The organism is Wenyingzhuangia gracilariae (assembly GCF_056387575.1).
Genome location: NZ_CM150748.1, coordinates 2,531,694 through 2,557,642, shown reverse-complemented (window position 1 = coordinate 2,557,642; position 25,949 = coordinate 2,531,694). Strand labels below are relative to the sequence as shown.

The 25,949-nt window shown below is 31.6% G+C and carries 28 protein-coding genes; 10 read left to right on the top strand and 18 right to left on the bottom strand.

Annotation, left to right across the window (positions count from 1 at the left end; translation table 11 throughout):
* Positions 1-14: 14 nt before the first annotated feature.
* Together ACY2IJ_RS11155 and ACY2IJ_RS11150 are read left to right on the top strand one after the other, a co-directional pair.
* Complete coding sequence (locus tag ACY2IJ_RS11155) at positions 15-1,595, top strand: Ig-like domain-containing domain (protein ID WP_476724447.1); 1,581 nt, start codon at positions 15-17, stop codon at positions 1,593-1,595.
* A 90-nt stretch (positions 1,596-1,685) separates the two neighbouring features.
* Positions 1,686-2,579 carry a hypothetical protein gene (locus ACY2IJ_RS11150; RefSeq protein WP_476724446.1) on the top strand — a complete coding sequence of 298 codons (894 nt, stop codon included), beginning with the start codon at positions 1,686-1,688 and terminating at the stop codon, positions 2,577-2,579.
* Positions 2,580-2,590: 11 nt separating this feature from the next.
* Here the strand turns inward: ACY2IJ_RS11150 and ACY2IJ_RS11145 are convergent, their stop codons facing one another.
* Positions 2,591-3,052 carry a DinB family protein gene (locus tag ACY2IJ_RS11145; RefSeq protein WP_476724445.1) on the bottom strand — a complete coding sequence of 154 codons (462 nt, stop codon included), beginning with the start codon at positions 3,050-3,052 and terminating at the stop codon, positions 2,591-2,593.
* Positions 3,053-3,106: 54 nt separating this feature from the next.
* Here ACY2IJ_RS11145 and ACY2IJ_RS11140 point away from each other — a divergent pair, with 54 nt between their 5' ends.
* On the top strand, positions 3,107-3,454 hold the full coding sequence (locus ACY2IJ_RS11140; RefSeq protein ID WP_476724444.1) for an arsenate reductase family protein: 348 nt from the start codon (positions 3,107-3,109) through the stop codon (positions 3,452-3,454).
* Positions 3,455-3,527: 73 nt separating this feature from the next.
* Here the strand turns inward: ACY2IJ_RS11140 and ACY2IJ_RS11135 are convergent, their stop codons facing one another.
* The 3 genes from ACY2IJ_RS11135 to ACY2IJ_RS11125 all read right to left on the bottom strand — a co-directional run bounded on the left by ACY2IJ_RS11135 (position 3,528) and on the right by ACY2IJ_RS11125 (position 7,242).
* Complete coding sequence (locus ACY2IJ_RS11135) at positions 3,528-4,073, bottom strand: hypothetical protein (protein ID WP_476724443.1); 546 nt, start codon at positions 4,071-4,073, stop codon at positions 3,528-3,530.
* A 313-nt stretch (positions 4,074-4,386) separates the two neighbouring features.
* Entirely contained in the window at positions 4,387-6,261 is a 1,875-nt protein-coding gene (locus tag ACY2IJ_RS11130) for an amidophosphoribosyltransferase (protein ID WP_476724442.1), read from the bottom strand.
* Positions 6,262-6,321: 60 nt separating this feature from the next.
* Complete coding sequence (locus tag ACY2IJ_RS11125; protein ID WP_476724441.1) at positions 6,322-7,242, bottom strand: PfkB family carbohydrate kinase; 921 nt, start codon at positions 7,240-7,242, stop codon at positions 6,322-6,324.
* Between the two features lie 102 nt (positions 7,243-7,344).
* Between ACY2IJ_RS11125 and ACY2IJ_RS11120 the strand changes: the two genes are divergently transcribed.
* From ACY2IJ_RS11120 to ACY2IJ_RS11105, 4 genes are all read left to right on the top strand, one after another.
* Positions 7,345-7,770, top strand: a complete 426-nt coding sequence (locus ACY2IJ_RS11120) for a SufE family protein (protein WP_476724440.1) — start codon at positions 7,345-7,347, stop codon at positions 7,768-7,770.
* An 18-nt stretch (positions 7,771-7,788) separates the two neighbouring features.
* Positions 7,789-8,109 carry an SUF system Fe-S cluster assembly protein gene (locus tag ACY2IJ_RS11115; protein ID WP_476724439.1) on the top strand — a complete coding sequence of 107 codons (321 nt, stop codon included), beginning with the start codon at positions 7,789-7,791 and terminating at the stop codon, positions 8,107-8,109.
* An 86-nt stretch (positions 8,110-8,195) separates the two neighbouring features.
* On the top strand, positions 8,196-8,708 hold the full coding sequence (locus tag ACY2IJ_RS11110; RefSeq protein ID WP_476724438.1) for a DUF2480 family protein: 513 nt from the start codon (positions 8,196-8,198) through the stop codon (positions 8,706-8,708).
* A 3-nt stretch (positions 8,709-8,711) separates the two neighbouring features.
* Positions 8,712-9,551, top strand: a complete 840-nt coding sequence (locus ACY2IJ_RS11105) for a DUF3078 domain-containing protein (protein WP_476724437.1) — start codon at positions 8,712-8,714, stop codon at positions 9,549-9,551.
* A gap of 92 nt (positions 9,552-9,643) precedes the next feature.
* Here the strand turns inward: ACY2IJ_RS11105 and ACY2IJ_RS11100 are convergent, their stop codons facing one another.
* The gene (locus ACY2IJ_RS11100; protein ID WP_476724436.1) at positions 9,644-10,096 is read right to left on the bottom strand and encodes a NanQ anomerase/TabA/YiaL family protein; all 453 of its coding nucleotides are present in this window, start codon (positions 10,094-10,096) and stop codon (positions 9,644-9,646) included.
* A gap of 3 nt (positions 10,097-10,099) precedes the next feature.
* Positions 10,100-11,323, bottom strand: coding sequence for a GTPase HflX (gene hflX, locus ACY2IJ_RS11095; RefSeq protein WP_476726558.1), 1,224 nt, complete (start codon positions 11,321-11,323; stop codon positions 10,100-10,102).
* 143 nt (positions 11,324-11,466) lie between these two features.
* On the opposite strand from hflX, the gene ACY2IJ_RS11090 reads away from it, so the two are divergent.
* Together ACY2IJ_RS11090 and ACY2IJ_RS11085 are read left to right on the top strand one after the other, a co-directional pair.
* Positions 11,467-12,405, top strand: coding sequence for an endonuclease/exonuclease/phosphatase family protein (locus ACY2IJ_RS11090; protein WP_476724435.1), 939 nt, complete (start codon positions 11,467-11,469; stop codon positions 12,403-12,405).
* 37 nt (positions 12,406-12,442) lie between these two features.
* Entirely contained in the window at positions 12,443-13,531 is a 1,089-nt protein-coding gene (locus tag ACY2IJ_RS11085; protein ID WP_476724434.1) for a hypothetical protein, read from the top strand.
* Positions 13,532-13,662: 131 nt separating this feature from the next.
* Here ACY2IJ_RS11085 and leuB read toward each other — a convergent pair whose 3' ends face one another.
* The 5 genes from leuB to leuC all read right to left on the bottom strand — a co-directional run bounded on the left by leuB (position 13,663) and on the right by leuC (position 19,177).
* Entirely contained in the window at positions 13,663-14,718 is a 1,056-nt protein-coding gene (leuB, locus tag ACY2IJ_RS11080; RefSeq protein WP_476724433.1) for a 3-isopropylmalate dehydrogenase, read from the bottom strand.
* Between the two features lie 68 nt (positions 14,719-14,786).
* Entirely contained in the window at positions 14,787-16,304 is a 1,518-nt protein-coding gene (locus tag ACY2IJ_RS11075; protein ID WP_476724432.1) for an alpha-isopropylmalate synthase regulatory domain-containing protein, read from the bottom strand.
* A 148-nt stretch (positions 16,305-16,452) separates the two neighbouring features.
* Positions 16,453-17,034 (bottom strand): hypothetical protein, encoded by a 582-nt coding sequence (locus ACY2IJ_RS11070; protein WP_476724431.1) that lies wholly within the window; start codon positions 17,032-17,034, stop codon positions 16,453-16,455.
* A gap of 123 nt (positions 17,035-17,157) precedes the next feature.
* Positions 17,158-17,757: a 3-isopropylmalate dehydratase small subunit gene (leuD, locus tag ACY2IJ_RS11065; protein WP_476724430.1), complete on the bottom strand. Its 600-nt coding sequence runs from the start codon at positions 17,755-17,757 to the stop codon at positions 17,158-17,160.
* Between the two features lie 13 nt (positions 17,758-17,770).
* On the bottom strand, positions 17,771-19,177 hold the full coding sequence (gene leuC, locus ACY2IJ_RS11060) for a 3-isopropylmalate dehydratase large subunit (protein ID WP_476724429.1): 1,407 nt from the start codon (positions 19,175-19,177) through the stop codon (positions 17,771-17,773).
* Positions 19,178-19,397: 220 nt separating this feature from the next.
* Here leuC and ACY2IJ_RS11055 point away from each other — a divergent pair, with 220 nt between their 5' ends.
* Positions 19,398-20,219 carry a hypothetical protein gene (locus tag ACY2IJ_RS11055; RefSeq protein WP_476724428.1) on the top strand — a complete coding sequence of 274 codons (822 nt, stop codon included), beginning with the start codon at positions 19,398-19,400 and terminating at the stop codon, positions 20,217-20,219.
* Between the two features lies 1 nt (position 20,220).
* On the opposite strand, the gene ACY2IJ_RS11050 is transcribed toward ACY2IJ_RS11055, so the two are convergent.
* From ACY2IJ_RS11050 to ACY2IJ_RS11020, 7 genes are all read right to left on the bottom strand, one after another.
* A complete protein-coding gene (locus tag ACY2IJ_RS11050) occupies positions 20,221-20,538 on the bottom strand; it encodes a Dabb family protein (protein ID WP_476724427.1) in 318 nt (105 codons plus the stop codon).
* Positions 20,539-20,549: 11 nt separating this feature from the next.
* Positions 20,550-21,215, bottom strand: coding sequence for a 16S rRNA (cytidine(1402)-2'-O)-methyltransferase (gene rsmI / locus ACY2IJ_RS11045; protein WP_476724426.1), 666 nt, complete (start codon positions 21,213-21,215; stop codon positions 20,550-20,552).
* Positions 21,216-21,288: 73 nt separating this feature from the next.
* A complete protein-coding gene (locus ACY2IJ_RS11040; RefSeq protein WP_476724425.1) occupies positions 21,289-22,782 on the bottom strand; it encodes a GH3 auxin-responsive promoter family protein in 1,494 nt (497 codons plus the stop codon).
* Positions 22,783-22,786: 4 nt separating this feature from the next.
* Positions 22,787-23,827, bottom strand: coding sequence for a M23 family metallopeptidase (locus tag ACY2IJ_RS11035; protein ID WP_476724424.1), 1,041 nt, complete (start codon positions 23,825-23,827; stop codon positions 22,787-22,789).
* Between the two features lie 68 nt (positions 23,828-23,895).
* On the bottom strand, positions 23,896-24,474 hold the full coding sequence (gene nadD, locus ACY2IJ_RS11030) for a nicotinate (nicotinamide) nucleotide adenylyltransferase (protein WP_476724423.1): 579 nt from the start codon (positions 24,472-24,474) through the stop codon (positions 23,896-23,898).
* A 4-nt stretch (positions 24,475-24,478) separates the two neighbouring features.
* Positions 24,479-25,051 carry a guanylate kinase gene (gene gmk / locus ACY2IJ_RS11025; RefSeq protein WP_476724422.1) on the bottom strand — a complete coding sequence of 191 codons (573 nt, stop codon included), beginning with the start codon at positions 25,049-25,051 and terminating at the stop codon, positions 24,479-24,481.
* Positions 25,051-25,908, bottom strand: coding sequence for a YicC family protein (locus ACY2IJ_RS11020; RefSeq protein ID WP_476724421.1), 858 nt, complete (start codon positions 25,906-25,908; stop codon positions 25,051-25,053). The genes gmk and ACY2IJ_RS11020 overlap by 1 nt, the downstream gene beginning before the upstream one ends.
* Between the last annotated feature and the right edge of the window lie 41 nt (positions 25,909-25,949).

Below are 25,949 nucleotides of genomic sequence, written 5' to 3'. Positions count from 1 at the left end.
TTGTAAAACAAATTATGAAAAAACAACTTATACTTATCATTATACTCTTGGCACTAAAAATTTCTAGTTGTGCAAGAATGGGAAGTCCCGATGGAGGACCTAAGGATAGTATTCCTCCTGTAATGGCAATCGCCAAACCCATGAACAAAACAACATCTTTTAAGCAACAAAAAATTGTTATTTTGTTTGATGAATACATTAAATTTCAGAAGCTTAATTCTCAGTTAATTATTTCTCCTCCTATGGAGAAAAAACCTATTATAAAACCACTTTCGGGAGTTTCTAAAAAAATAAGTATTGAATTTTTAGACAGCCTAGTTCCTAACACAACCTACACTATAAACTTTGGAAACAGCATTGTAGACAATAATGAAGGTAATGAATTAGGTAAATTTTCATATGTTTTTAGCACTGGTACATATTTAGATTCTTTAAGCATTAAAGGTAATGTTATAGACCCTTTAGATGAAAAAGAACTTGAAAATATTAGTGTGATGGCCTACAAAAATGCCAATGACACATTAGTAGGATATTACACACCCAATTACTTGACCAATACTTTAAGCAGCAATTTATACGAGTTAGAAAACCTATCTGCAGCAAACTATAAAGTAATTGCATTAGAAGATAAAAACAACAACTATAAATATGACAAAGGCATAGAACGAATTGGTTTTTTAGACAAAAGCATAGATCTAAAAACAGCTATAGACTCTATTGATTTTATCTTATTTAAAGAACCTAAAGACAACAAAATTTATAGACCTAAACAAACAACAGGAAACCAACTAATTATTGGATATGAGGGAACCAAAACTCCTACTGTAAAAATAGCAGGCACTCCAATAAACAACTATTTAATTAGTAAACAAGCAGATAAAGATTCTTTATATATATGGTTTAAAGAGTTGCCTACAGATAGTATTCGTTTAAGCATACAACAAGATACTGTGCCTGAATTTTACACCTATAAATTAAGAGAATTAAAAAAAGATAGTATTCAAATAAGTAGCTTAATTAAAAGTATTTTACACCCAAACGATTCCTTAAAAATAAGCACCACAATACCTGTAGATTTTATAAATAAAGACAGTATTGTATTATTAGAAAATGATTCTATTTCTATTCCTTATCATATTTTATCTAAAAACAAAAAACATGAATTAATTGTAGACTTTGATAGAGAAAACAACAAAAACTATTCTCTAGTATTAAAAGATCATGCTTTTACAGATTTTTTAAATTACAAAAGTCATCCTAAAAAAATTAGTTTTTCTACCACAAACTCAGAAGAATACGGAGACATTATTTTAGACATCAAAAACTCTAACAACACCAATTTAATTGTAGAGCTATACAACACCAAATCAAAATACAAATCAACACAAATAATAAATAGTTCTAAAAAAGTATATTTTACCAAACTAGAACCTAATGAATATAAGGTTAGAATTGTAAAAGACACCAATAACAACAACCTATTTGATAACGGAAATTACAACACCAAAACTCAACCTGAGGATATTTATAACTTTCCTAAAATCATTAATTTAAGAGCCAATTCGGAAATCAATGAAAATATATCAATCAATTAACAAAGCTCAATATTTTTTTATACTTTTGGCTTCGTAACCCTAATAAAGACAATAGTGTTTAAAAATATATACCTATTAATAGCTATACTTGTGCTTTCATATGCAGATGTTAACGCACAATGGAGAAGAAGCAGAAGAAAATCTATTTTTCCTCAACATGAAATAGGAGCAAATATTGGAATTTCTAATTTTCAAGCTGATTTTGAACCTAATGGACCTCTAGATGGATTAGTAACCGTTAACGGGCTTAGCATAAATGCCACGCACTCTGTACATTTATTACCAAGAAGATATGACTCTAGCCTTTTTGTAAAAAGATTAGTTTTAAAATCTAACTTTGGATATAGTTATGGTTCTTTTAATAACTATGGAATGGCAACTGGTAAAGAATTATTGTACAAAGAAGTTGACCCAAGTTTAGATGTAAATGATAACGCACAAGATGGTAAAGATTATTCTAAAACTCCTAACAATGTATTATTAGGAAGATTAACAAGTACAACTTCCATCATCACTTTTGGAACACAACTAGAATTCTACTTTAAAGACCTTACTTCTTATTTGCATAGATTTAATAAGTACAGACAAAGAAGCAAGGCTAACCCATATATAGCTCTTGGTTTAGGAGCCAATTATGTAAGTTCAACTCCTAATTATGATCAAGAAGCACTAAACAATAACGCGGGTAGTGCTTCTGCAAAATCTGGGGGATTCCCAGACAATTATATCCCTGGAGAAACCGTAAAAGGTATTAAAGGTTTGGTACTATCTGCTACAGCTGCCATTGGAACCCGATACAAATTAAGCAGAGAAGTAGATTTGGTTACAGAAATGAAAATAAACTATTACTTATCTGATAGAATAGATGCTGTTAACCCAGATTTAAAAGACAGTAACTCTTTTGGGTCACAAGGTGTAGACGGAGACAAATTTAACGATTATAACACCGTAATAAGTGTTGGTATTATTTACCACTTATTTTAAAAAAGTTGGTTTTAAACTAACTTTTTTAAGCCTAATAAAACTCCCAAATGTATTCCCTCATGAAAATTGTTAAAGTCAATGGCTTTTTCAATACTATTTAAGGTAATATTTACACTGGTAGTATATTCGTTATAGGATGTAAATATCTGTTGCTGATAATCTAATTCTAATTTAGTAGGCAATTGTATAAAAAGATCTTTTATAAGACTCCATTCTTCTTTACTAATTAATTCTTTGGGAGCAGTTCCTTTTCTATATTTTTCAATCATTTCATTAGACACTTCTATGTTTTGATCTGACATTTTATAACACAATAATTGTTGTGTAACCACTAAATGGCCAACATTCCAACCAATATTATTATGAAATCCTTCAGGAATCTTATTGATTTGTTCTAAAGTTAATCCTTCTATTATCTTTAACATTAAAGTTCTTCCTTTTAACAAAACATCTACTTGATTTGTAATATTCATTTTATTGATTTTTATACTTTTGAGAAGTCTAAAGATAAAATAGACTTTACACTTATGAAAAAAATATATCATTTAAAAACGTGCGATACTTGTAAAAGAATTTTAAATCAACTAGAGCTTACAGATTTTGATATTCAAGAAATTAAAAGTACTCCTGTTACCAAAGAACAACTAGAAGAAATGTATGCCTATACAAATTCGTATGAAGCCCTCTTTAATAAAAGAGCAAGATTGTATAAAGAACAAGGCTTAAAAGATAAAAACTTGTCTGAAACAGATTATAAAGATCTTATTTTGTCTGAGTACACCTTTTTAAAAAGGCCTGTTGCCATAATTAATGAACAAATTTTTGTTGGGAACAGTAAAAAAACTGTAGAAGCGTTAATTAAACACACCTTATAATACAATAAAAAAAGAGTAGTGTTGTACAACACTACTCTTTTAGAATACTAAATTTCAATTTTTCTTTATCTAACTATAAAGCTACTTGGTGATAATACGTTTTATCGTTTTTATCGTTTTTAACTTCTAAAAAGTATTTTTTAGATTCTTTAGCTCTAGGAACTATTAAACCTCTATACTTTTTACTAAAGTTTGCCTTAACCTCGTTTCCTTTAAAGTCAATAAGTTTTATACTAGAGTAATCACCATTATATCTTACCAAAACTTCTGTTTTAGCTTTTCTTATAACAATATTTTCTCTAGATGCATCTCTGTCTTTTTTCATAGCATCCGCATACACTTCTGCTTTGGTTTTTTGTTTTTTCTTAACAAAGTCCTCGTCTTTTAGTCCAGATAAAGAACCATAAGTATAAACTCCTCCTTGGTAATTATAACCTTGTACTTTTACAGAATTAGATTTTACAGCACTTCTGTAGTCATCTCCTGCTTGGCTTTCAGATTCTAATAAAGTAGCATCAATTCCGTTAATTGCTTCATAACTCAATCCTAATGAACCATAATTTTGTCCGTAAGAAATACTTACCAACAACAACACTGCGATTAAAATAAATTTTTTCATAATCATATCATTTATGTTTGATACAAAGTTACGCAAGCAATAGAATTTCTATTTTAACTTAATGTAAAATAAGAAGTTATACAGCATTTTAGTGAAGTTGATAATTTTAAGGAACTAAATAAATAGCAAAAATGCACCTTTATTTTTTTTATTGAATATTTGATAATTTTAACCCAATATTTTTAACAATTCCGTAAACTATTAAAAAACAGGAAACAAAAACCAGGCAACTCAATGTTAATTTAATGTTAACAAACAAAAAAAACCGATGCTATAAACATCGGTTTTTTTGAAAAAATATATTTTTAAACACTTAATAAGCTCTTTTATTATTTCCTTCATAGAAATTTATAAAAGCCTCATTTACAACTCTCTTACCTCCATCTGTAGGGTAATCTCCTGTAAAATACCAATCTCCAGAATGGTTAGGACAAGCCTGGTGTAAACCTTCTATGGTTTGGAAAATAATTTCTACCTCAGCATTTATATCCGATGTTTTTAACATTTCAGAAATCTTAGCAGAAATTACTTCTGGTGTAAATGGTTTGTATATTTCTTTTACAAAATTTACAATCCCTGAATCATTTTTACTACGTTGTTTGATACATTTATTGTAAACATCGGTAACTATTTGGTACTGACCTGTTTCTTTTAACAATTCTACAGCAGCTCTAAAAGCTATAAAGTCACCTAATTTAGCCATATCAATTCCATAACAGTCTGGATATCTAATTTGTGGTGCAGATGATACCACAACTATTTTTTTAGGTTCTGTTCTGTCTAATATTTTTATAATGCTTTTTTTCAGGGTAGTTCCTCTTACAATACTATCATCAATAATAACAATATTATCGTTCTTTTTAACAACTCCATAGGTTACATCATATACATGCGCTACTAAATCATCTCTACTATCATCGGCTGTAATAAAGGTTCTTAATTTAGCATCTTTAATTGCTAGTTTTTCAAAACGTGGTCTTTGTGCCAATATTGCACTAACTTCTTTTGCACTTAAATTTTTACCTCCGGCAAGTATTTTTTCTGTTTTTTGTTCGTTTAAATAATCTTCAGCAGCTTCAAACATTCCATAATAAGATGTTTCTGCTGTATTTGGTATGTATGAAAAAACAGTGTTTTCTAAATCTCCATCTATACTTTTTACAATTTGAGGAAAGATTCTCACTCCTAAATCTTTTCTTTCATTGTAAATATCTGCATCTCCTCCTCTAGAAAAATAAATACGTTCAAAAGAACAAGCCTTTTTTTCTTTAGGTTCTAATATTTGTTCTATAGATACTTTTCCACTTTTCTTTGCTATAATTGCATGTCCTGGATCTAATTCTTTTACTTTATCTATAGCTACATTAAATGCAGTTTGAATTACAGGTCTTTCAGACGCTACCACTAAAACCTCATCATCTTTGTAGTAAAATGCTGGACGTATTCCTGAAGGATCTCTCATCACGAATGCATCACCATGACCTAACAAACCAGCCATTGCATATCCACCATCAAAACTGCGAGTTGATCTTTTTAAGATTTTTACCAAATCTACTTTTTCAGCAATAATAGGAGAGGCTTCTTTTTTAGTATAATTTCCTTTAATATCTTGATAAATAGACTCTACTTGATCATCTAAAAAATGACCAATTTTTTCCATTACCGTTACCGTATCTGTACTTTCTTTTGGGTGTTGCCCCAACTCTATCAGCTCTTCTAACAATTGACTGTTGTTAGTCATGTTAAAATTCCCTGCTACAATTAAATTTTTGTGTCTCCAGTTAGATTGACGTAAAAAAGGGTGTACATTTTCCAAAGAATTTCCTCCAGAAGTTCCATAACGAGCGTGTCCTAAGAACAAATTCCCTATAAAAGGAGTATTTTCTTCCAACCAAGTTACATCATCTTTCTTTTCTGGATTTGCAGCAATAGTGTCGCTAATACGATTATTTATTTTTTTAAAAATATGCTGAATAGGTTGTTGTTTGTTAGAACGGATTCTACTAATATACCTACTTCCTGGATTTACGTTAAACTTAATACTTGCAAAACCAGCTCCGTCTTGGCCACGGTTGTGCTGTTTTTCCATTAGTAAATACATTTTATTTACTCCATAAAAAGCTGTTCCGTACTTTTCCTTATAATACTCTAAAGGTTTTAGCAACCTCACCATTGCAATACCACACATATTGTATCTTTTATTAATTTTGTTCTACTTAGTTATTTAGAACGTTAATTTTTTGCAAAATTACAAAGAAAATTTCGTTAAGTCCTTAAATTTCTCTAAACGCTGTTCTACCTCTTCTGTAGTTGCTTCTGCAATACGTTTAACACCAAACTCTTCTACTGTAAAAGAAGCCAAATTAGACCCCCAAATTACAGCATTCTTAATGTTTTCAAAAGACAAATCTCCTTGTTGCGCTAAGTACCCTGTAAACCCACCTGCAAAAGTATCTCCTGCTCCTGTAGGATCAAATACATCGGCTAAAGGCAATGCCGGTGCAAAAAACATTTTAGAATCATGAAACAACAATGCTCCGTGCTCTCCTTTTTTAATAACCACATATTTTGGACCCATTTCATGAATCACTTTAGCTGCTTTTACCAAAGAATATTCTCCACTTAATTGCTGAGCTTCTTCATCGTTAATTGTAATTACATCTACCTTTTTTAATAGCATTTTTAAATCGTCTAACGCTATATCCATCCAAAAATCCATCGTATCTAACACCACCATTTTAGGCTTGTTAGTCATTTGCTCTAACCCTGCATTTTGTACTAAAGGATGTAAATTTCCTAACATTACAATTTCTGCATCTTTATAAGCTTCAGGAACAACTGGATTAAAATGTTCCAATACATTTAATTCGGTAATTAACGTATCTCTCTTATTCATATTAGTGTGGTACTTACCGCTCCAGAAAAAAGTTTTTCCATCCTTTACCACTTCAATACCATCGGTATTAATATTTTTTGCGTGTAACAAATCAAAATATTCTTGAGGAAAATCATTCCCCACAACAGATACCAAAGCTGTATCTACATTTTTAAAATTACTTGCAGACAAGCCTATATAAGTTCCTGCACCTCCTAAAATTTTATCTGTTTTTCCAAAAGGTGTTTCAATAGCATCAAACGCTACTGTTCCTATAATCAATAATTTACTCATGTGTTTTTTTCAAATTTTAACCAGACTACAATCATTGTTTGTTCAAGTTGTATCCTAGTTTTATACTCAGTATCTTTGTGCCTGCAAAAATAAGTTTAAAATATGACTATCAAAGAAATACAAGAGGAAATTGTAGAGGAGTTTGCAATGTTTGATGATTGGATGGAGCGCTATGAATATATGATAGAACTAGGAAAATCTATTCCTGTGATTGACGACCAATACAAAACAGACAACAACCTTATCAAAGGATGTCAATCTAAAGTATGGTTGCATTCAGAATTAAACCAAGATAAAATTCAGTTCTCCGCAGACAGTGATGCCATTATTACCAAGGGAATTGTTGCTGTATTGTTACGAGTTTTTAACGACCAAACCCCTAAAGATATTTTAGAGGCTAATTTAGATTTTATAGATCAAATAGGATTGAAAGAACATTTATCTGCCACTAGAGCCAACGGATTGGTCTCTATGATAAAACAAATTAAACTATATGCTTTAGGAATGCAAAGCAAACTAAACGCATAACCCCAAAAAACAACTAGTATGAAACACGAAGAAACTGTAGAAATAGGAGATAAAATTGTAAATGTATTAAAGACCATTTACGACCCGGAAATACCTGTAGACATTTATGAATTAGGATTAATTTACGATGTATTGGTAAATGACAATAGTGATGTTAAAATTTTAATGACCTTAACATCTCCTAACTGCCCTGTTGCTGAAACTATGCCTAAAGAGGTAGAAGATAAAGTAGCTGCATTGGAAGATGTAAACAATGTTGAGGTTGAATTAACTTTTGATCCTACTTGGACTCAAGACATGATGAGTGAAGAGGCTAAATTAGAATTAGGTTTTTTATAATTAGTACTGAATCATTGGTACAAAGTACATACATAATGTTTAGTGATTCATATTTCTAAAACTATGTACTAACAACTAATTTAACTATGGATGAAATTGTAAACAGAGTTGCCAATAGCAACTTAAAAAACATAGATCTAGAGGATTTTTATTTGCCTGGAGAACGTGTTTTGTTTGATATTAAAGATTGGCTTTTTCAAGAATTAATTTTAAAAGAAAAAGACTTTAGAGAAAAAGCCGAAAACTATGATTGGTCTTTACTAAAAGACAAATATGTAGCTTTTACGTGTAGTGCAGATGCAATTATTCCCTCTTGGGCTTACCTTTTATTAACCACAAAAGCCGCTACATATGTTAAAAAATGTGTGGTAGGAGACCTAAACTTACTAGAGACCGTTTTATATGTAGAAATTATTTCTATTTTTGACATAAGTCAATTTGAAGACAAACCTGTAATAATAAAAGGATGCGCAAACAAACCTATTCCAGAAACTGCCTATACTTTATTAATACAAAAACTGCTTCCTGTTGCCAAAAACATAATGTACGGAGAAGCTTGTTCTACCGTACCTCTATTTAAACAACAAAAACGAAACTAGATTATGAAAAAATTTACAATTTTAGCAATTGCTTTATGCTCTTTTGTGAACTTTGCCCAAGAAAAAGAAAGTAACTGGAAAAAAGGAGGAGTCTTTACCTTATTATTTAACCAATCTGCATTTAACAATGATTGGCAAGGTGGTGGTGTAAGTAACATCGCTACTAGTGCTAACGTTAACTACGATTTTAACTATAAAAAAGACAATGTCGTTTGGGACAACAAAATAATCTTAGCTTATGGTTTAACAAAGCTAGATGGAAATGATAATTTTAACAAAACAAATGATAAAATTGAAATCTCATCTTTATACGGTAAACAAGCCAACAAATATTGGTACTACTCAGCATACGCTAACTTAAAAACTCAGTTTGCTGATGGATTTAAATCATCTGCACAAGTTGATAAAATTTCTACATTTTTCTCTCCAGCTTACTTACAAGCAGGTCTTGGTATGTTGTGGAAAAAATCTAACAATTTAAAAGTAAACATTACTCCAGCATCTGCAAGAGCTATTTTTGTAGATAGTGAATTTACAGAAGACGGTTCTTCTTTTGGTGTAGAACAAGGAAAAACTAGTCGTTTTGAATTAGGGGCAAACATAGCGGCTTACTATAAATTTGACTTGGTAAAAAACGTGAATGTAGAAAACATTTTAAACCTATATGCCAACTACCTAGAAAACCCTGGAAATGTAGATATTGACTACACATTAAATGTAGTAATGAAAATAAACGAATATTTATCGGCAAACGTAGTAGCACAAGCTATTTACGATGACAATGCTGTTGCTGCTGTACAGGTAAGAGAAGTATTTGGATTAGGATTTAACTACAAGTTCTAAAATAACAATACATAAAACTAATGTAAGTTTATAACATAAAAAATCCCAAACTTTTCGTTTGGGATTTTTTATGTTAATGTATAATTAATGTTTTATTTAACAGCAACTTTAACAACCACTTTAACTACTTTAGATGGTTGATTGATTTTAATACCAGGTGCATGCACATCGGTAGGATAAAAAACCATAAAGCTACCTGCTGATAATTTTATGTTTTCTGCTTGTCCTTTGTAAAAAACAACATCTTTTTCTTGCAACAAATCTTCTGTTACTTCTTGATTGTTTAATGGTTCTACCCCAATAAATTCTTCTCCAGCAATTAAGTACTGAATATCAATATATTTTTGATGTGACTCTAACCTACAATCTACTTCTTCTTTGGTATCATAAGTTTGTAGAATTGCAAAGACATCATCTCCATCTATTTTATAAACGCCCATTTCTAAAGCAGCAAAATCTGTAGTAGCAAGGTAGTCAAAACCTGCTGCCAAACGCTTACTTAAACCTTTGTACAAACTTGCATTTGCTAGTGTATCTAAAATCATAAATTATGTAATTTTATTTCCATCTTGATCATATTCCGAATACAAGTAATTGTTATAAGGAAAACGTTTTGCGTGAATTTCTCTAACCATTTCAAAAACTTGGTCTTTAAACTCTTCCATGTTTTCTTTATTAATGGCAGATATAAATACAGAATCTTCATCTGTTTTAGACATCCAAGATTTTTTTAGTTCCTCTATTGTATAATGTTTTTCCGTCTTTTCTGTGACCAAATCATCATCTTCTATAACCTCATGTGTGTATTTATCAATTTTGTTAAATACCATTAAAGTAGGCTTGTTTGCACTTTCTATTTCTTTTAAAATAGTATTTACAGAACTAATATGATCTTCAAACGTAGGGTGAGACACATCAACAACATGCAACAATAAATCTGCTTCTCTAACCTCATCTAAGGTAGATTTAAATGATTCTACCAACTGAGTTGGCAATTTTCTAATAAATCCAACCGTATCGGTCATTAAAAAAGGAATATTTTTAATCACTACTTTTCTAACAGTGGTATCAAGAGTTGCAAACAATTTATCTTCAGCAAACACTTCGCTTTTACTAATTACATTCATTAGTGTAGATTTACCAACATTGGTATAACCAACCAATGCAACACGAACCATTTTTCCTCTGTTTTTACGTTGCACAGCCATTTGCTTATCAATGGTTGCTAATTTCTTTTTTAGTAAAGAAATTTGATCTCTAACAATACGTCTATCTGTTTCAATTTCTGTTTCACCAGGACCACGCATACCAATCCCCCCTTTTTGCTTGTCTAAGTGAGTCCACAATTTGGTTAATCTAGGCAACAAATACTCACATTGTGCCAATGCTACTTGTGTACGTGCATAACTTGTTTCTGCTCTTTGGGCAAAAATATCTAAAATTAATGTAGTTCTATCTAATATTTTTACATCTAGTATTTTTTCTATATTTCTTAATTGAGCAGGAGACAATTCATCATCAAAAATTACCGTTCCTATATCGTGCAAGTCTACATAAGCCTTTACATCCTCTAACTTTCCTGTACCTATAAAAGTTTTAGGATGGGGTTTATCTAATTTTTGAACAAATCTTTTTACCGATACACCACCCGCTGTGGTTACCAAAAACTCTAATTCATCTAAATACTCTGTAGATTTAGCCTCGTCTTGGTGCTGTGTAATTACACCCACCAACACTGTTTTTTCAGACGTTACCTTCTTTTCTTCTATCATGCTACAAATGTACATAATTCCCCCATTATCAATACTATCTAAATTTGTTGATAACCTTTGTTTTTCATCAACATATTCCTTAATCTTTCTTTGATGAATTTCATTAATAAAGATATCTTTACGCATCCAAAAAAAAACAAATAGTGGCCGAAGACAACTTATTTTCAATTGCTTTTTACAATACCGAAAACTTATTTGATTATAAGGATGATACTCACACTCTAGATAGTGACTACACCCCAAGTGGTAGAAAAAAATGGGGACAGTATAGGTATGAACACAAAGTAAATAAAATAGCCAAAGTAATTTCTAAAATAGGAACAGACCATTGTGTTTTTCCTCCTGTACTTGTGGGTTTGGCAGAAATTGAAACCAAGCAAGTAGCTTTAGATATTATACACAGTGAAACTCTTCGCTATTTAAATTACGATTGCATTCACTACGAGTCTCCTGATGAAAGAGGAATTGATGTAGCATTGTTATATCACAAAGATTTTTTTGAATTAATCCATTCAGAACCTATTCCTATTGATGTTTTTGAAACCAATGGAACCAAAGACGATACTAGAGATATTTTATATGCCAAGGGAAATTTATACGGAGAACTGACTCATGTTTTTGTCAATCACTGGCCATCTAGAAGAAAAGGTATTGACAAAACCGATTTGAAAAGAATAGCCTTAGCTAAAATACTCTCTGCTCGTGTATCAGAAATTTTAAAAAATGATGCCGATGCAAAAATTGTAATTATGGGTGATTTTAATGACGATCCATCTTCTGAAAGCATCCAAAAACATCTTGTAAGCAACCATATTTTAAACCCTATGGAAACACTACATCAATCTTTAAAAGGAAGCTTAGTGCACAATGGTGTTTGGCATTTGTTTGATCAAATTTTATACAGCAAAGCTTTTGTAGAATCTAACAATATAGAGTTTGTAAAATCTGACATTTACAACAAAGATTTTTTAACAGACTGGACCGGAAGAAGCAAAGGAGAACCCTTAAGAACTTATATTGGTAAGTTTTATCGTGGTGGTTTTAGCGATCATTTTCCCGTATATGCTGTTTTTAAAAAATAACGTATCTTATCATACAATATATTTATAAACTACTTGTTTGATTACATTTTTATTACAACAGCTAGAACAACAACAAAAAGATAGTTATTCTAAAGGCTACCTAAAAGGAATATTTGCCTCTCAACGTATGCATTCTATTTTTCCTTATCATAGAGAAGATGAAAATATATTTTTTTCTGCTGCTATTGTATTCACTTTACAAGAATATTTAACAATACTTTCCAAAGACAATAAAGCAATTGCTCAAAGAATTATAGATAAAACATTAAGATGCTATCCTAATTTTAAAAATTTTAAAGGAGGTAAAACCTATAATTTTTTTAAAACCAATCCTATGGATTTTTTTCCAAACGGAAAAGTAATGAAGCGTTTTAACTTTTTTAAACTAGCCGATGATGCTGATGATACTGCTTATGTATATTTAACAAACCCCACTCCAAAAAAAAATCATATTTGGTTAAAAAACAAGTTAGTTAAACATGCTAATGGAACCCTTAAATGGAGTTTTCATAAAAGATCTAATTACGGAAATTTAAAAACCTACAGTGTTTACTTTGGTAAAAAAATGCACATAGAAACAGACGTTTGTGTTTTGTGTAACATTTTACTTTGGTCTTTTAAAAACAACCTTACTAAAAACAAACAAGACAAACATTCTATTACCTATATAACCAGAACTATTACCTCTAAAGACTATATTACTTATCCTTATTTGGTCTCTCCATGCTACCCTACAACAGCTCAAATATGTTATCACGTAACTAGACTAATCAAAAATGCCCCAAACAACAAAAAACTATTACGCTTAAAACCCATTCTTATAAAAGATTTACAACAGCTTCTACAAAAACCACAGTCATTTATCAATCAAGTATTTTTACATATTTCTTTGTTAAACTTGGGTATAAAACCAAAAACAAAACTTAGTTATCAATTAGATAATGTTTTAAAAACAACAGATTATTTCTACACATCTATCCCCTTAATGATTCCTAATTTAACCATTAGAAAACTTCAAAAATATAAACTTTTTAGACTCTTAGAATTAAGAACAAAATGTAACGGTTATACAACAATACTAGTTTTTGAATATCAAATTTTGTACAATACACTATCTAGAAATTAACATATAGGCTGTTAATCAACCCACACGTTACATGTTATTAAACTCATAAAACAATTAGATTTATTACATATCTAACAGCAAAAAGGCTTGTGAAAATCACAAGCCTTTTTTATTTCTATAAAAGTTAACTACTAAATAGCAGCCGCTAACCAATCTCCAACTTCAGAAGTCCCGTAAGACTTTCCTCCATCTGCTAAATCTTCAGTAACATATCCTTCTGCTAACGCTTTGTTAACTGCTTCTCTAATTGCTTTTCCTTCTTCTTGCAATCCAAAGCTTTCAAACATCATTGCAGCAGATAAAACAGTAGCCATTGGGTTGGCAATGTTTTTTCCTGCAGCCTGTGGATAAGATCCGTGAATAGGCTCAAATAAAGCAATGTCAGTTCCCATAGATGCAGATGGCATTAATCCCATAGATCCTGAAATTACAGATGCTTCATCTGTTAAAATATCACCAAATAAATTTTCGGTAATCAATACATCGTAAGAAGATGGCCATTGTACCAAACGCATAGCTACAGCATCTACAAACTCATAAGAAACCTCAACCTCTGGATATTCTGCTTCTAAACCTTGAACAGTTTCTCTCCATAAACGAGAAGTTTCTAATACGTTTGCTTTGTCTACACAACATAATTTTTTAGAACGAGTCATTGCCAACTCAAATCCTTTTTTAGCCAAACGAGTTACCTCTTCTTTTGTGTATACACAGTTATCAAAAGCAGTGTCTCCACCATCTCTTCTTCCTTTTTCACCAAAGTAAATACCTCCTGTTAATTCACGTAAAAAAACCAAGTCAGTCCCTTCAATACGCTCTTGTTTTAATGGAGATTTATCTAATAAAGATGGGAAAACAAATGTAGGACGTACATTTGCAAACAATCCTAAAGCTTTACGCATTTTTAACAAACCTTGTTCTGGACGTACTTTTGCTGTTGGATCATTATCATATTTAGGATCTCCAATAGCTCCAAATAAAACTGCATCAGAAGATTTACAAATCTCATGAGTTTCATCTGGGTAAGGTTCTCCAACTGCATCAATAGCAGCAGCTCCTGTTAAAGCTGGCTTCCAAGTTAATTCATGTCCAAATTTTGCAGCAATTGCATCAGAAACTTTTACAGCCTGATCAATTACTTCTGGTCCAATTCCGTCACCAGCCAATAATGCAATGTTTAATTTCATTTTATTTATTTTAAGAATGTTAGAATTCAGAATTCAAAGATTTTTAAACTTTTATTCTGTATTCTTATTTATATAATGTTCAACATTTTTTCGGTAGCCATAATTGCAGATACTGTTTGATCTGAATCTAAACCACGTGTTTTGTATTCTTTTCCGTTTAATTCCCAGGTAATTACTGTTTCACACAGCGCATCTGAATTTGAACCTGGCGGAATACGTACAGCATAATCTGTAAGTGTTGGCAAAACTAATCCTTTTTTATGATAAATTTTGCGTAATGCTTTGATAAAAGCATCGTACTGACCATCTCCACTTGCACTTTCTTCTACAACTTCTCCTTCAAAAGAAACCGCTACTGTTGTAGAGGGTTTTAATCCTTTTGCGTGTGTTAACACATAAGATTCTACTTTTACGCTTTCAGATATTGTGTTTGAATTTAGCACGTCAGAAATAATATACGGCAAATCATTTTGTGTAACTAATTCTTTTTTATCTCCTAATTCAATAACTCTTTGGGTAACTAACTTTAATTCTTCATCGTTTAGATTTAGACCTAAATCTTGTAAATTTTTTTGAATATTAGCCTTACCCGATGTTTTTCCTAAGGCATATTTACGTTTACGTCCAAAACGCTTAGGCAACAAATCATTGTAATATAAATTCTTTTTGTTGTCTCCATCGGCATGAATTCCTGCTGTTTGAGTAAATACATTTTCTCCTACAACGGGTTTACTTTCTGGAATTTTAAATCCTGAAAAAGCTTCTACCATTTTACTTACTTTGTACAGGGCTTTTTCGTTTACCTCTACCAAATAATTTGGCATAAAATCATTAACCACTGCAACCACACTTGCCAAAGGTGCATTTCCTGCACGTTCTCCCATTCCGTTTAATGTCAAGTGCAATCCATCTGCCCCACCTTTAATAGCTTCCATAGCATTGGCAACACTTAAATCGTAATCGTTATGACAGTGAAAATCTAAATGTAAGTTTGGATATTTGTCTTTTATCTCTTTAATATACTCATAAGATTCTTGTGGAGTTAAAATCCCCAAGGTATCTGGCAACATAATTCTTTTTACCGATTGTGTTGCTATAAAATCTAAATATTGATATACGTAATCTTTAGAATTACGCATTCCGTTAGACCAATCTTCTAAATATACGTTGGTTTCAATTCCATTTTCTTTTGCTTCTTGCACAGAAGCTGCAATTTCTGAAAAGTGTTCTTCTGGAGTTTTTCTTAACTGGTGTTCTAAGTGATTCATAGATCCCTTAGTTAATAAGTTTTGAACCTTTGCTCCTGCTTCTTTCATCCATTGAATAGAAGTTCCTTTGTCTACAAAAGTTAATACTTCTATTTTGTTGATATGATCATTTTCTTTAGCCCAATCTGTAATATTTTTAACAGCATTAAACTCTCCTTTAGACACACGTGCCGAAGCTATTTCAATACGATCTACTTTTAGTTCGTCCAATAACAATTGGGCAATCGTTAGTTTTTCGTTGGCTGCAAATGACACTCCTGAGGTTTGTTCACCATCACGAAGTGTTGTATCCATTATTTCTATTTTCTTTTGGCTCATAATATGATCGCTAATTTTTAAGAGTTCTGTATTTTAGTCACTGATTTACAATCGTTTTTAACCAAACTACCCTTAAAAAACACAGATTGCAAATATAAAAAAAGTGTTTCACTTAATAACGAAACACTCTTTAAAATATAAAGACTATCTATCTTAAAGCTCCCAATAGAACTCCTATTCCAACTCCATAAAAACTCCTTTTTTTATTTAAAATAACTTTTGGTGAAAGTTGCAAACCAATAAAAGACAATATTGGTATCTCTAATTTTGGATTTAATATTAAACTTACAGTTTCATATCTATTTGAATCGTAATCATAATCATAACGACCATCTCTAACCTGATTTCCTCTTACAAAATTTTCTTCAACACGATTCCAAGTTTTTGCTAAACCAGCAGACAAATTTAACCTAACTCTCTTAGATTGCTTTAGTTTGATTACCTTTCCTATTGTAAAATAAATATGCTCAGCACTACTAATACCATCAAAAAGAAAATCATTCGCGTTGTCTTTTGGGTAATTTTTGGTGAAATATAGATTGTAGTTCACTCCAATACTAAAAGAAATCTCCTCTTTATAAATGTAATTTAAGTCTATACCTTGTCCAAAATAATTTCCTAAATCAATAGCAGAAACTCCAAAATACAAAAGGTTAGATTTTGGTTGTTTTTCTTCTTGAGCATGTAGCCCAGAACACAGAAGCATTAACATTAACAGTAGCTTTTTCATTTTCTTTTTCTAGCAAATGTAAATTTTATCTACAACAACTATTAAAACAATTATACTCTAATAAAAAAAGCGTTTCACAATTAAGTGAAACGCTTTTTAAAATAGTATATATTCTCTTAAAAATTAGAAAGGTCTAGTTTCTGCAAAGGCAGTAATTTCTTCTTCTATGTTTTTTAAGTAATCAATATCATCAAATCCGTTTAACATGTTCCCTTTTTTGTAACCGTTAATATCAAAAGATTCAGATTCTCCAGTAGCTACTAAAGTAACTGTTTGTGCTGGTAAATCTACTTTGATTTCAGTTTTAGGATCTGCTTCAATTGCTTGAAACAATTTATCTGCAAATACTGCTGATACTTGTACTGGTAATACACCAATATTTAAACAGTTGTTCTTAAATATATCTGCAAATGCTGATGAAATTACACAACGTAATCCAAAATCGTATACAGACCAAGCTGCATGCTCTCTAGAAGAACCAGAACCAAAGTTACGTCCTCCTACTAAAATTTTAGATCCTGCGTATTTTTCTTGATTTAAAGGAAAATCTGCTTTAGGTGTTCCGTCTGCATTAAATCTCCAATCACGGAAAAAGTTGATATCAAAATCTTTACGCTCAGTTGCTTTTAAGAAACGAGCAGGAATGATTTGATCTGTATCCACGTTCTCTATTGGTAGTGGATAAGCTGTACTTGTTAATACTTCAAATTTATCGTAAGCCATTGTATTCTATGTTTTAAGCGTTAGCAGTTAAGATTGTTCTTGGGTCCGTAACCACACCTTCTACTGCAGAAGCTGCTGCCACTAATGGAGAAGCTAATAAAGTTCTAGATCCTGGTCCTTGACGTCCTTCGAAGTTACGGTTAGATGTTGATACAGATAATTTTCCTGCTGGAATTTTATCATCATTCATAGCTAAACAAGCTGAACAACCTGGCTCTCTTAATACAAATCCTGCCTCTGTAATAACTTTATCTAATCCTTCTGCTTTAATTTGATCTACTACTTTGTGAGATCCTGGTACCAACCATGCAGTTACATGGTCTGCTTTTTTACGTCCTTTTACCACAGAACAGAAAGCTCTAAAGTCTTCTATACGTCCGTTAGTACAAGATCCTAAGAATACAAAATCAATCTTTTTACCAATCATAGATTCCCCTTCGTTGAAATCCATGTAACCTAAAGATTTACGGTAAGTTTCTACACCACCTTCTACAGATTCTGCATTTGGAATGTCTTTAGTTACTCCAATTCCCATTCCTGGGTTGGTTCCGTAAGTAATCATTGGTTCAATATCTGCAGCATCATACGTAAACTCAGCATCAAATTCTGATCCTTCATCTGTAGATAAAGTTTCCCAATATTTCATTGCTTTGTCCCAATCAGCTCCTTTTGGAGTTAAGGCACGACCTTTAATGTACTCAAACGTTTTTTCATCTGGAGCAATCATACCACCACGAGCACCCATCTCTATAGATAAGTTACACACCGTCATACGACCTTCCATTGTCATATTTTCAAAAACATCTCCTGCATATTCTACAAAGTAACCTGTAGCTCCAGAAGTTGTTTGTTTCGCAATAATATACAAAGCAACATCTTTAGGAGTTACTCCTAAACCTAATTCTCCGTTAATGTTAATACGCATTGCCTTAGGCTTAGATTGCATAATACATTGAGTAGACAATACCATTTCTACCTCAGAAGTACCAATACCAAAAGCAATAGCTCCAAAAGCACCGTGAGTTGATGTATGAGAATCTCCACAAACAATAGTTGCACCTGGTAAAGTAATTCCATTTTCTGGTCCTACTACGTGTACAATTCCGTTATTTACATCTCCTAATCCCCAGTGAGAAATTCCGTGTTTCTTAGCATTTCTTTCCAAAGCATTTAACTGGTTTGCAGATAAAGCATCTTCTACCGGTAAATGTTGGTTAATAGTTGGAGTGTTGTGATCTGCCGTTGCAAATGTACGGTTTGGATACAATACACTGTTTCCTCTACTTTCTAATCCTAAGAATGCTACTGGACTTGTAACTTCGTGGATAAAATGACGATCGATAAAGAATACATCTGGTCCGTCTTCTACGTGACGGACTACATGTGAATCCCATACCTTGTCAAATAATGTTGTTGCCATATTGATTTCGACTTATTTATTGTTTTCTGTTATGATTGCAATTCATTGAATTACAGAACGGCAAATTTATAAAAAAAGGGCCTATAATCAATTAGACTGGCTATAAATTATTACGATGCCCAATACAAATTTACAATCTTATGTTGTGTTTGTAATTTATACAGTTTACTACTTGTTTACATATACATTCTATACGTACCTTTATCACACCCAAACCTAAATGATGAAATATTTAAAGTGCGAGAGTTGTGAGCATTACAACTTACTGAATTCAGAATATCAAATTTTTTGCGATGCTTGTGGAAAAAAACTTTCTAACAACTTTAAAACTTGGCAAAAAAAACATGCTCATAAAAGTTTTGAAGATTTTACAAATGAAGTAGGAACCTCTAAATCTGCTTATACTAAAAAAAGCAATAAACTGTCCTTTAAAAAAATATTGCAAATTTGTTTTATTGTAATCTGTGTAGGGTTTGGAGCCTATTTTGGAAAAAATTACAGTGCCAACGTTTTTAGTTTTTTTTATGATTATGCTTTTCCTGTTTCAGATCTTTTAGACAAAGAATGGGGTAAACAGTTTTTTATGGGAAATAAAGTAGCTATAGAATCTCCTTATTGGTTAGAAAAACAAGAAGAAGAAATTCCATTACCTGCAGAAGTTAAAAAACTTATTAAAGAAATGGACTATTATGCTTACAATAATTTTGCTGGTTTTGGAGCTGTAGTTATGACAAGTACTTATAATGAATCTGTTGGGAAAATTAATCCTAAAGGTGCCGGAAACGGAGCCATACAACAAACCTATCAAACTATGAATGGTTCTGATTTATTTTACAATGATGAAAACACTCAGATAAACAATTACCCTGCTGTATTAAAAAAAGGAACTTTTAAAAGCAACAACACAGACATACACTTTAAAAGTATAGCCTGTGTTAAAGATAATTTTACACTTATTTATATGATTACATTCTGGTCTAACAACAATAGTGATTATGAATTGCTTACAGATAGAATGATTGGTTCTTTAGAAGTTTATTAAGCTACAATGCAACAGAATCATACACCTGAACTTTTTCCCACAAAATAGATGCTTCTTTTAAAAACAACTCGTGCGCAGGCTCTTTTTGATACAGTTCATGCTTTTCTTCACTATCAAAACTTACCAATAAACAATAAGTATAACTATTGTCTACCACACTTCTGTTTGTACCCGCAGGTTTACTAATACTAGATGTTTTTGTAAAAACAGTGCTTTTTAAAAATTTTTGTAAAGCGATTTCAAACACTTTACAATGTTCTTTGTTTTCTGGTTCTTTTAACCAAAAATATACGCTGTGAAAAAAAGTTTTATTCTCCATTTTGTGTTTATTTATTTTCCGGCAACAATTAATACAATTTCTCCTTTTGGTGGTTTGTTTGTATAAAATTCTGCCAATTCAGTAACAGTACCTCTAATTGTTTCTTCAAACATTTTGGTCAATTCTCTAGAAACAGAAGCTTGTCTATCCGCACCTAAATACTCCGCCAAATGCCCTAATGTTTTTACTAATTTATGTGGAGATTCGTACAAAATAATCGTTCTGTCTTCTTCTGCCAATTTTAACAATCTTGTTTGACGTCCTTTTTTAACAGGCAAAAATCCTTCAAAAACAAACTTTTCGTTTGGCAATCCAGAATTTACCAATGCAGGGACAAATGCGGTGGCTCCTGGCAAACAATCTACCTCTATATTGTTTTGAATACAAGCACGTGTTAATAAAAATCCAGGATCTGAAATGGCAGGAGTTCCAGCATCAGAAATAAGTGCTACCGAGGTTCCTCCTTTTATTTTTTGAACAATACTTTCTACTGTTTTATGCTCATTGTGCATGTGGTGACTTTGCATATGAGTTGTAATCTCAAAATGCTTCATTAACTTACCACTAGTACGTGTGTCTTCTGCCAATACCAAGTCCACTTCTTTTAAAACTTTAATTGCTCTAAAAGTCATATCTTCTAAATTTCCAATAGGTGTTGGGACTAAGTATAGTTTCATTTTATTTAATATTCTGTATCGTTATTATTCCTCTAAACAAATACTTTCTTTGTTTTTAGTTTTTTAAAACAACTTAGGCTTTAAAGTTCTGTAAAACATCTGCTATTTTTCTATTGTCTGATAATTGAGGTATTTTATTTTGACCACCAAACTTCCCTATCGACTTCATGTACTCATGAAAACCACCTTTTTTAACTTTTGTAATCACTAATGGTTTTAAAACGCTTCCTTTGATCAAATCAAAATAATAAATATTTTGTTCTTGCATAGATTCATCTATTTTTTGAGCAAACGTTTCTAAATCTTTAGGTTCGTTTTCAAACTCTATAAACCATTCATGATATGGCAATCCGCTTTGGGGGGTTACTTGCGGAGCTACTGTAAATTCGCTTACCGTAATATTAGTTCCCACAATGGCATCATTCAACGCTTTTTCAACCTCTTTCCCTATTACATGCTCTCCAAAAGCAGAAATAAAATGCTTAATTCTACCCGTAACTTTAATTCTATAAGGTGCTAAAGAAGTAAATTCAACCGTATCTCCAATATTATACCCCCATAAACCTGCAGATGTATTTAAAATGATTACATAATTAACTCCTAACTCTACCTCACCAACTGTTAATCTTGGTGGGTTTTCATCAAAAAATTGATCTGAAGGAATAAACTCATAAAAAATACCACTATTTAACTGTAACAACATTCCTTTTTCTGTTTGCGAATCTTGATACGCAATAAACCCTTCTGAGGCAGGATACAATTCTATATAATCTATTTTTTTACCTATTAGACTCTCGAACTTATTTTTATAAGGCTCAAAATTAACCCCTCCGTAAATAAAGAAATTAAACTTTGGAAACAACTCTGCTACCGTTTTTCCTGTTTTATCATACAAACGCTCAAAATACATTTGTACCCACGATGGAATTCCACTAATTACAGACATGTCTTGATTAACCGTTTCTTCCACTATAGCATCTACTTTTGTTTCCCAATCTTCAATGCAATTGGTTTCCCAGCTTGGCAATCTGTTTTTTTGTAAATACTTAGGTACATAATGCGCTACAATTCCACTTAACCTACCTAATTGTACTCCGTTTAAATCTTTAAGAATTGGGCTTCCTTGTAAAAAAATCATTTTTCCATCAACAAAACTAGCATCTCCTGTTTCTGCAATATAAAACAACAATGCATTACGAGCAGCTTTAATATGCGTAGGCATAGATTCTTTGGTAATTGGAATGTATTTTGCTCCCGATGTGGTTCCAGAAGTTTTAGCATAATACAAAGGTCTTCCTGTCCATAAAACATCTGCTTCTCCTGCAACCATTCTGTCTACATAAGAACGGATTCCTTCATAATCGTTTACAGGCACATTATTTTTAAAATCTTGATAGTTTTTTATTTGCTCAAAATTATGATCTTTTCCAAAAGCCGTGTTTTTAGCTGTTTTTATTAAATATTGAAATGTTTTTTCTTGGGTTTCTATTGGGTTGTTGGCCCACTTGTATACCTGCTTACGAATTACCTTTGCAAAAGGCAATGCAATTTTTGATTTGATACTCATTCTTTTAAAACTTCATAAAATTAGTTGGATCAACTGGATACCCATCTTTCCACATTTCAAAATGTAAATGTGGCCCTGTGCTTAATTCCCCTGTAGACCCTACATTTGCAATTACTTGTCCGGCTTTTACAAGCTCTCCTTGATACACATTAATTTTGCTATTGTGTTTGTATACCGACACAAAATTATTCGCATGTACTAATACAATTACATATCCTGTTTCTATAGACCATTCCGCAAAAATTACAACTCCGTCTGTAATTGCTTTTACAGAAGCATCTTTAGCCGTGGCTATATCTACCGCATAGTGTTTAGATATTACATTAAACTCTTCTGTTATATTTCCTATAGTAGGCACTACAAATACTTGCGTTCTATTATCTGGTTCATAACCAAAAATACTAAATCGTTCTTCTCTTTCTACTTTTTCTCTAAACACAGAATCTAACCTAGAACTTTCTAACGATTGTATTTCCTCTTCTGTTAATCCTTCTTCATCAGTAATAGCAACTATACTACTTAACGCATCTACTGTATCTATTTCAAAACCTTTGTACTTTTCTTTTAACAACTCTATAGTTTTGTTTTTCTCTGCCAACAAAGAATACAACCTAGCTAGTTTGTTGTGTATAGAATCGTTATTCATAATTCCAGATTGATACACAGACTCTCCTTCTTTAGTTACATATGGCAACTCATCCATTTCTATCGCTTTATCTCCTATTAAAATGGGCTTCATAGATTCTGTATACAACTCTAAAGCATGCATTTTTTGTTCAATAGAATCTAACTGAAAATTTAAAGAAATGGCATCTTTTTTTAATTGAGGAGATTCAAAACCTGGAATATATTCTTTTAGAGGTGTATAAATAATTAACCCCGATGTAATGGCTATTAAAAACAAACTAAACAAACCACCAAATACAAAAACATTTAAACGTGTTAGTTTAAAAGAGAATTTTTCTTCAAAAGAATCTTCAGTTAAAACTACCAAACGGTACTTTTTAACCAATTTTTTCTTTATTTTTTTTCTCTTTTCTTTCATGTTTTATGACTGATAGACTATGTTGTTTTTAATTAAAAACTCAATTTCCAAATGTACAATTATCCTTTTTATTTATAAAAATTCATTAAATCTATATATTCCCATACTTGTGGTGTTAATAGATGTTTTACACTTTTGTTATTTTTAATAGCATCTCTAATAAATGTTGATGATATTTCTACAACCGGTGCGTTTACTATATGTACTTTTGGGTGCGTGGCCAAACTGTTTTCTTTGATTGTATTTCCTATTCTAGGATACACATACACTTCGTATTCTTCTAAAATAACCTCGTAATTTTTCCATTTGTGAAAAGATTTTAAATTATCTTCTCCCATAATAATAGCAAATTCGTGTGTTGGATATTTTTCCGAAATATGTACCAAAGTATCAATGGTATAATTGGGTTGCCTTAATTTAAACTCAATATCTGTTGGTTTTACACGCTCATAAGATTCGGTTGCTTTGTACACCATTTCTAAACGATGATGGTTTTCTAAAAGTGTACTTTTCTTTTTATGAGGATTGTGAGGAGTAACCACCATCCAAACCTCATCCATATCTGTATAATGCAACATATGATTGGCTAAAATAGTATGCCCTATATGTACCGGATTAAATGTGCCAAAATACAAACCAATTTTCATTGAATTATTTTTTTAAAAATTCTGAAACCAATTGATACGCATCTTCTTTTGCCACAGACAAATCATTGTTAATTAAAACAGTGTCAAATTTTTTAGCAAAATCCATTTCTTGAGCTGCTTTGGCTACACGCATTCTAATTTTCTCTTCGGTTTCTGTAGCTCTTCCTCTCAATCTTCGTTCCATTTCTTCTAAAGAAGGTGGTTGTACAAAAATTGCCAACGTTTCTTCTGGAAATTGTTTTTTAATATTCAATCCTCCAACTACATCAATATCAAAAATAACGTGCTTTCCTTCTGCCCAAATTCTAGTAATTTCAGATTTTAAAGTTCCATAAAAATTATCTTTATACACTTCTTCCCATTCTAAAAAAGCATTTTCGCTTACTTTTTCTTTAAAAGCATCGGCAGATAAAAAATAATAATCTTTTCCGTGAACTTCTCCTACTCTTGGCTCACGAGAAGCTGCTGAAATAGAAAAATCTAAAGGCAAATCTGTTTCAGACAACAAGTGTCTTACAATAGTGGTTTTTCCAGAACCAGAAGGTGCAGAAAACACAATTAATTTTCCTGAAGCCATTACAATACGTTTAAAATTTGTTCTTTAATTTTTTCCAACTCATTTTTCATTTGCACAACAACTTGCTGCATGGGTGCATAGTTAGATTTTGAACCTGTGGTGTTAATTTCTCTTCCTATTTCTTGAACAATAAATCCTAATTTTTTACCATCAGAAACTTTATTATCCAATTCTTTTAAAAAATACTCTAAGTGATTTGCCAAACGAACTTTTTCTTCGTTAATATCTAATTTTTCTAAGTAATAGATCAATTCTTGTTCAAATCTATTTTCATCAACAGTTACTTGTAAATCATCAATAGCCTTGCGTAATTTTGCTTTTACAGCTGCCATTCTATCTTCATCATGCTGGTTGATTTGTAAAGATAAGTTTTGAATATTTTCTATGCGTTCTCTAAAGTCTGTTTCTAAAGATGCTGCTTCGTCTTTTCTAAACTGTACCAAAGCCTCTAATGCTTCTTTAATTCCTGTTTCAATAGTTGCCCATTCTGCAGGGTCTAATTCTTCACGTTCGGTTTTTAAAGTATCTGGCAAACGCATTGCCATGTCTAACAATTCTACATCAGAACCTGTTGCTATTTGTTTTAACTGATTCATATAATCAGCCACTACATTTACGTTTACTTTTGTTTGAGATACTTCTGCAGTCATTTCTACATAAATAGAAAAATCTACCTTTCCTCTAACCACACTATTGGCAATACTTTTACGAACGTTAATTTCTTTTTCTTTATAGTATTGAGGCATACGAACGCTTAAATCTAAATTTTTACTATTTAAAGATTTAACCTCTATTGTTACCTTTTTGGTTGGTAATTGCACAATCGCTTTCCCATACCCTGTCATAGACTGTATCATGTATCCTAAAAAATTTGGCTGTAAAAATACGTATTTTAAGG

Coding starts and splice junctions, on each gene's coding strand:
- ACY2IJ_RS11155 (WP_476724447.1), top strand. CDS start 15: ATGAAAAAACAACTTATACTTATCATTATACTCTTGGCACTAAAAATT.
- ACY2IJ_RS11145 (WP_476724445.1), bottom strand. CDS start 3,052: ATGAATATTACAAATCAAGTAGATGTTTTGTTAAAAGGAAGAACTTTA.
- ACY2IJ_RS11140 (WP_476724444.1), top strand. CDS start 3,107: ATGAAAAAAATATATCATTTAAAAACGTGCGATACTTGTAAAAGAATT.
- ACY2IJ_RS11135 (WP_476724443.1), bottom strand. CDS start 4,073: ATGAAAAAATTTATTTTAATCGCAGTGTTGTTGTTGGTAAGTATTTCT.
- ACY2IJ_RS11130 (WP_476724442.1), bottom strand. CDS start 6,261: ATGTGTGGTATTGCAATGGTGAGGTTGCTAAAACCTTTAGAGTATTAT.
- ACY2IJ_RS11125 (WP_476724441.1), bottom strand. CDS start 7,242: ATGAGTAAATTATTGATTATAGGAACAGTAGCGTTTGATGCTATTGAA.
- ACY2IJ_RS11120 (WP_476724440.1), top strand. CDS start 7,345: ATGACTATCAAAGAAATACAAGAGGAAATTGTAGAGGAGTTTGCAATG.
- ACY2IJ_RS11115 (WP_476724439.1), top strand. CDS start 7,789: ATGAAACACGAAGAAACTGTAGAAATAGGAGATAAAATTGTAAATGTA.
- ACY2IJ_RS11110 (WP_476724438.1), top strand. CDS start 8,196: ATGGATGAAATTGTAAACAGAGTTGCCAATAGCAACTTAAAAAACATA.
- ACY2IJ_RS11105 (WP_476724437.1), top strand. CDS start 8,712: ATGAAAAAATTTACAATTTTAGCAATTGCTTTATGCTCTTTTGTGAAC.
- ACY2IJ_RS11100 (WP_476724436.1), bottom strand. CDS start 10,096: ATGATTTTAGATACACTAGCAAATGCAAGTTTGTACAAAGGTTTAAGT.
- hflX (WP_476726558.1), bottom strand. CDS start 11,323: ATGATAGAAGAAAAGAAGGTAACGTCTGAAAAAACAGTGTTGGTGGGT.
- leuB (WP_476724433.1), bottom strand. CDS start 14,718: ATGAAATTAAACATTGCATTATTGGCTGGTGACGGAATTGGACCAGAA.
- ACY2IJ_RS11075 (WP_476724432.1), bottom strand. CDS start 16,304: ATGAGCCAAAAGAAAATAGAAATAATGGATACAACACTTCGTGATGGT.
- ACY2IJ_RS11070 (WP_476724431.1), bottom strand. CDS start 17,034: ATGAAAAAGCTACTGTTAATGTTAATGCTTCTGTGTTCTGGGCTACAT.
- leuD (WP_476724430.1), bottom strand. CDS start 17,757: ATGGCTTACGATAAATTTGAAGTATTAACAAGTACAGCTTATCCACTA.
- leuC (WP_476724429.1), bottom strand. CDS start 19,177: ATGGCAACAACATTATTTGACAAGGTATGGGATTCACATGTAGTCCGT.
- ACY2IJ_RS11055 (WP_476724428.1), top strand. CDS start 19,398: ATGATGAAATATTTAAAGTGCGAGAGTTGTGAGCATTACAACTTACTG.
- ACY2IJ_RS11050 (WP_476724427.1), bottom strand. CDS start 20,538: ATGGAGAATAAAACTTTTTTTCACAGCGTATATTTTTGGTTAAAAGAA.
- rsmI (WP_476724426.1), bottom strand. CDS start 21,215: ATGAAACTATACTTAGTCCCAACACCTATTGGAAATTTAGAAGATATG.
- ACY2IJ_RS11040 (WP_476724425.1), bottom strand. CDS start 22,782: ATGAGTATCAAATCAAAAATTGCATTGCCTTTTGCAAAGGTAATTCGT.
- ACY2IJ_RS11035 (WP_476724424.1), bottom strand. CDS start 23,827: ATGAAAGAAAAGAGAAAAAAAATAAAGAAAAAATTGGTTAAAAAGTAC.
- nadD (WP_476724423.1), bottom strand. CDS start 24,474: ATGAAAATTGGTTTGTATTTTGGCACATTTAATCCGGTACATATAGGG.
- gmk (WP_476724422.1), bottom strand. CDS start 25,051: ATGGCTTCAGGAAAATTAATTGTGTTTTCTGCACCTTCTGGTTCTGGA.
- ACY2IJ_RS11020 (WP_476724421.1), bottom strand. CDS start 25,908: ATGATACAGTCTATGACAGGGTATGGGAAAGCGATTGTGCAATTACCA.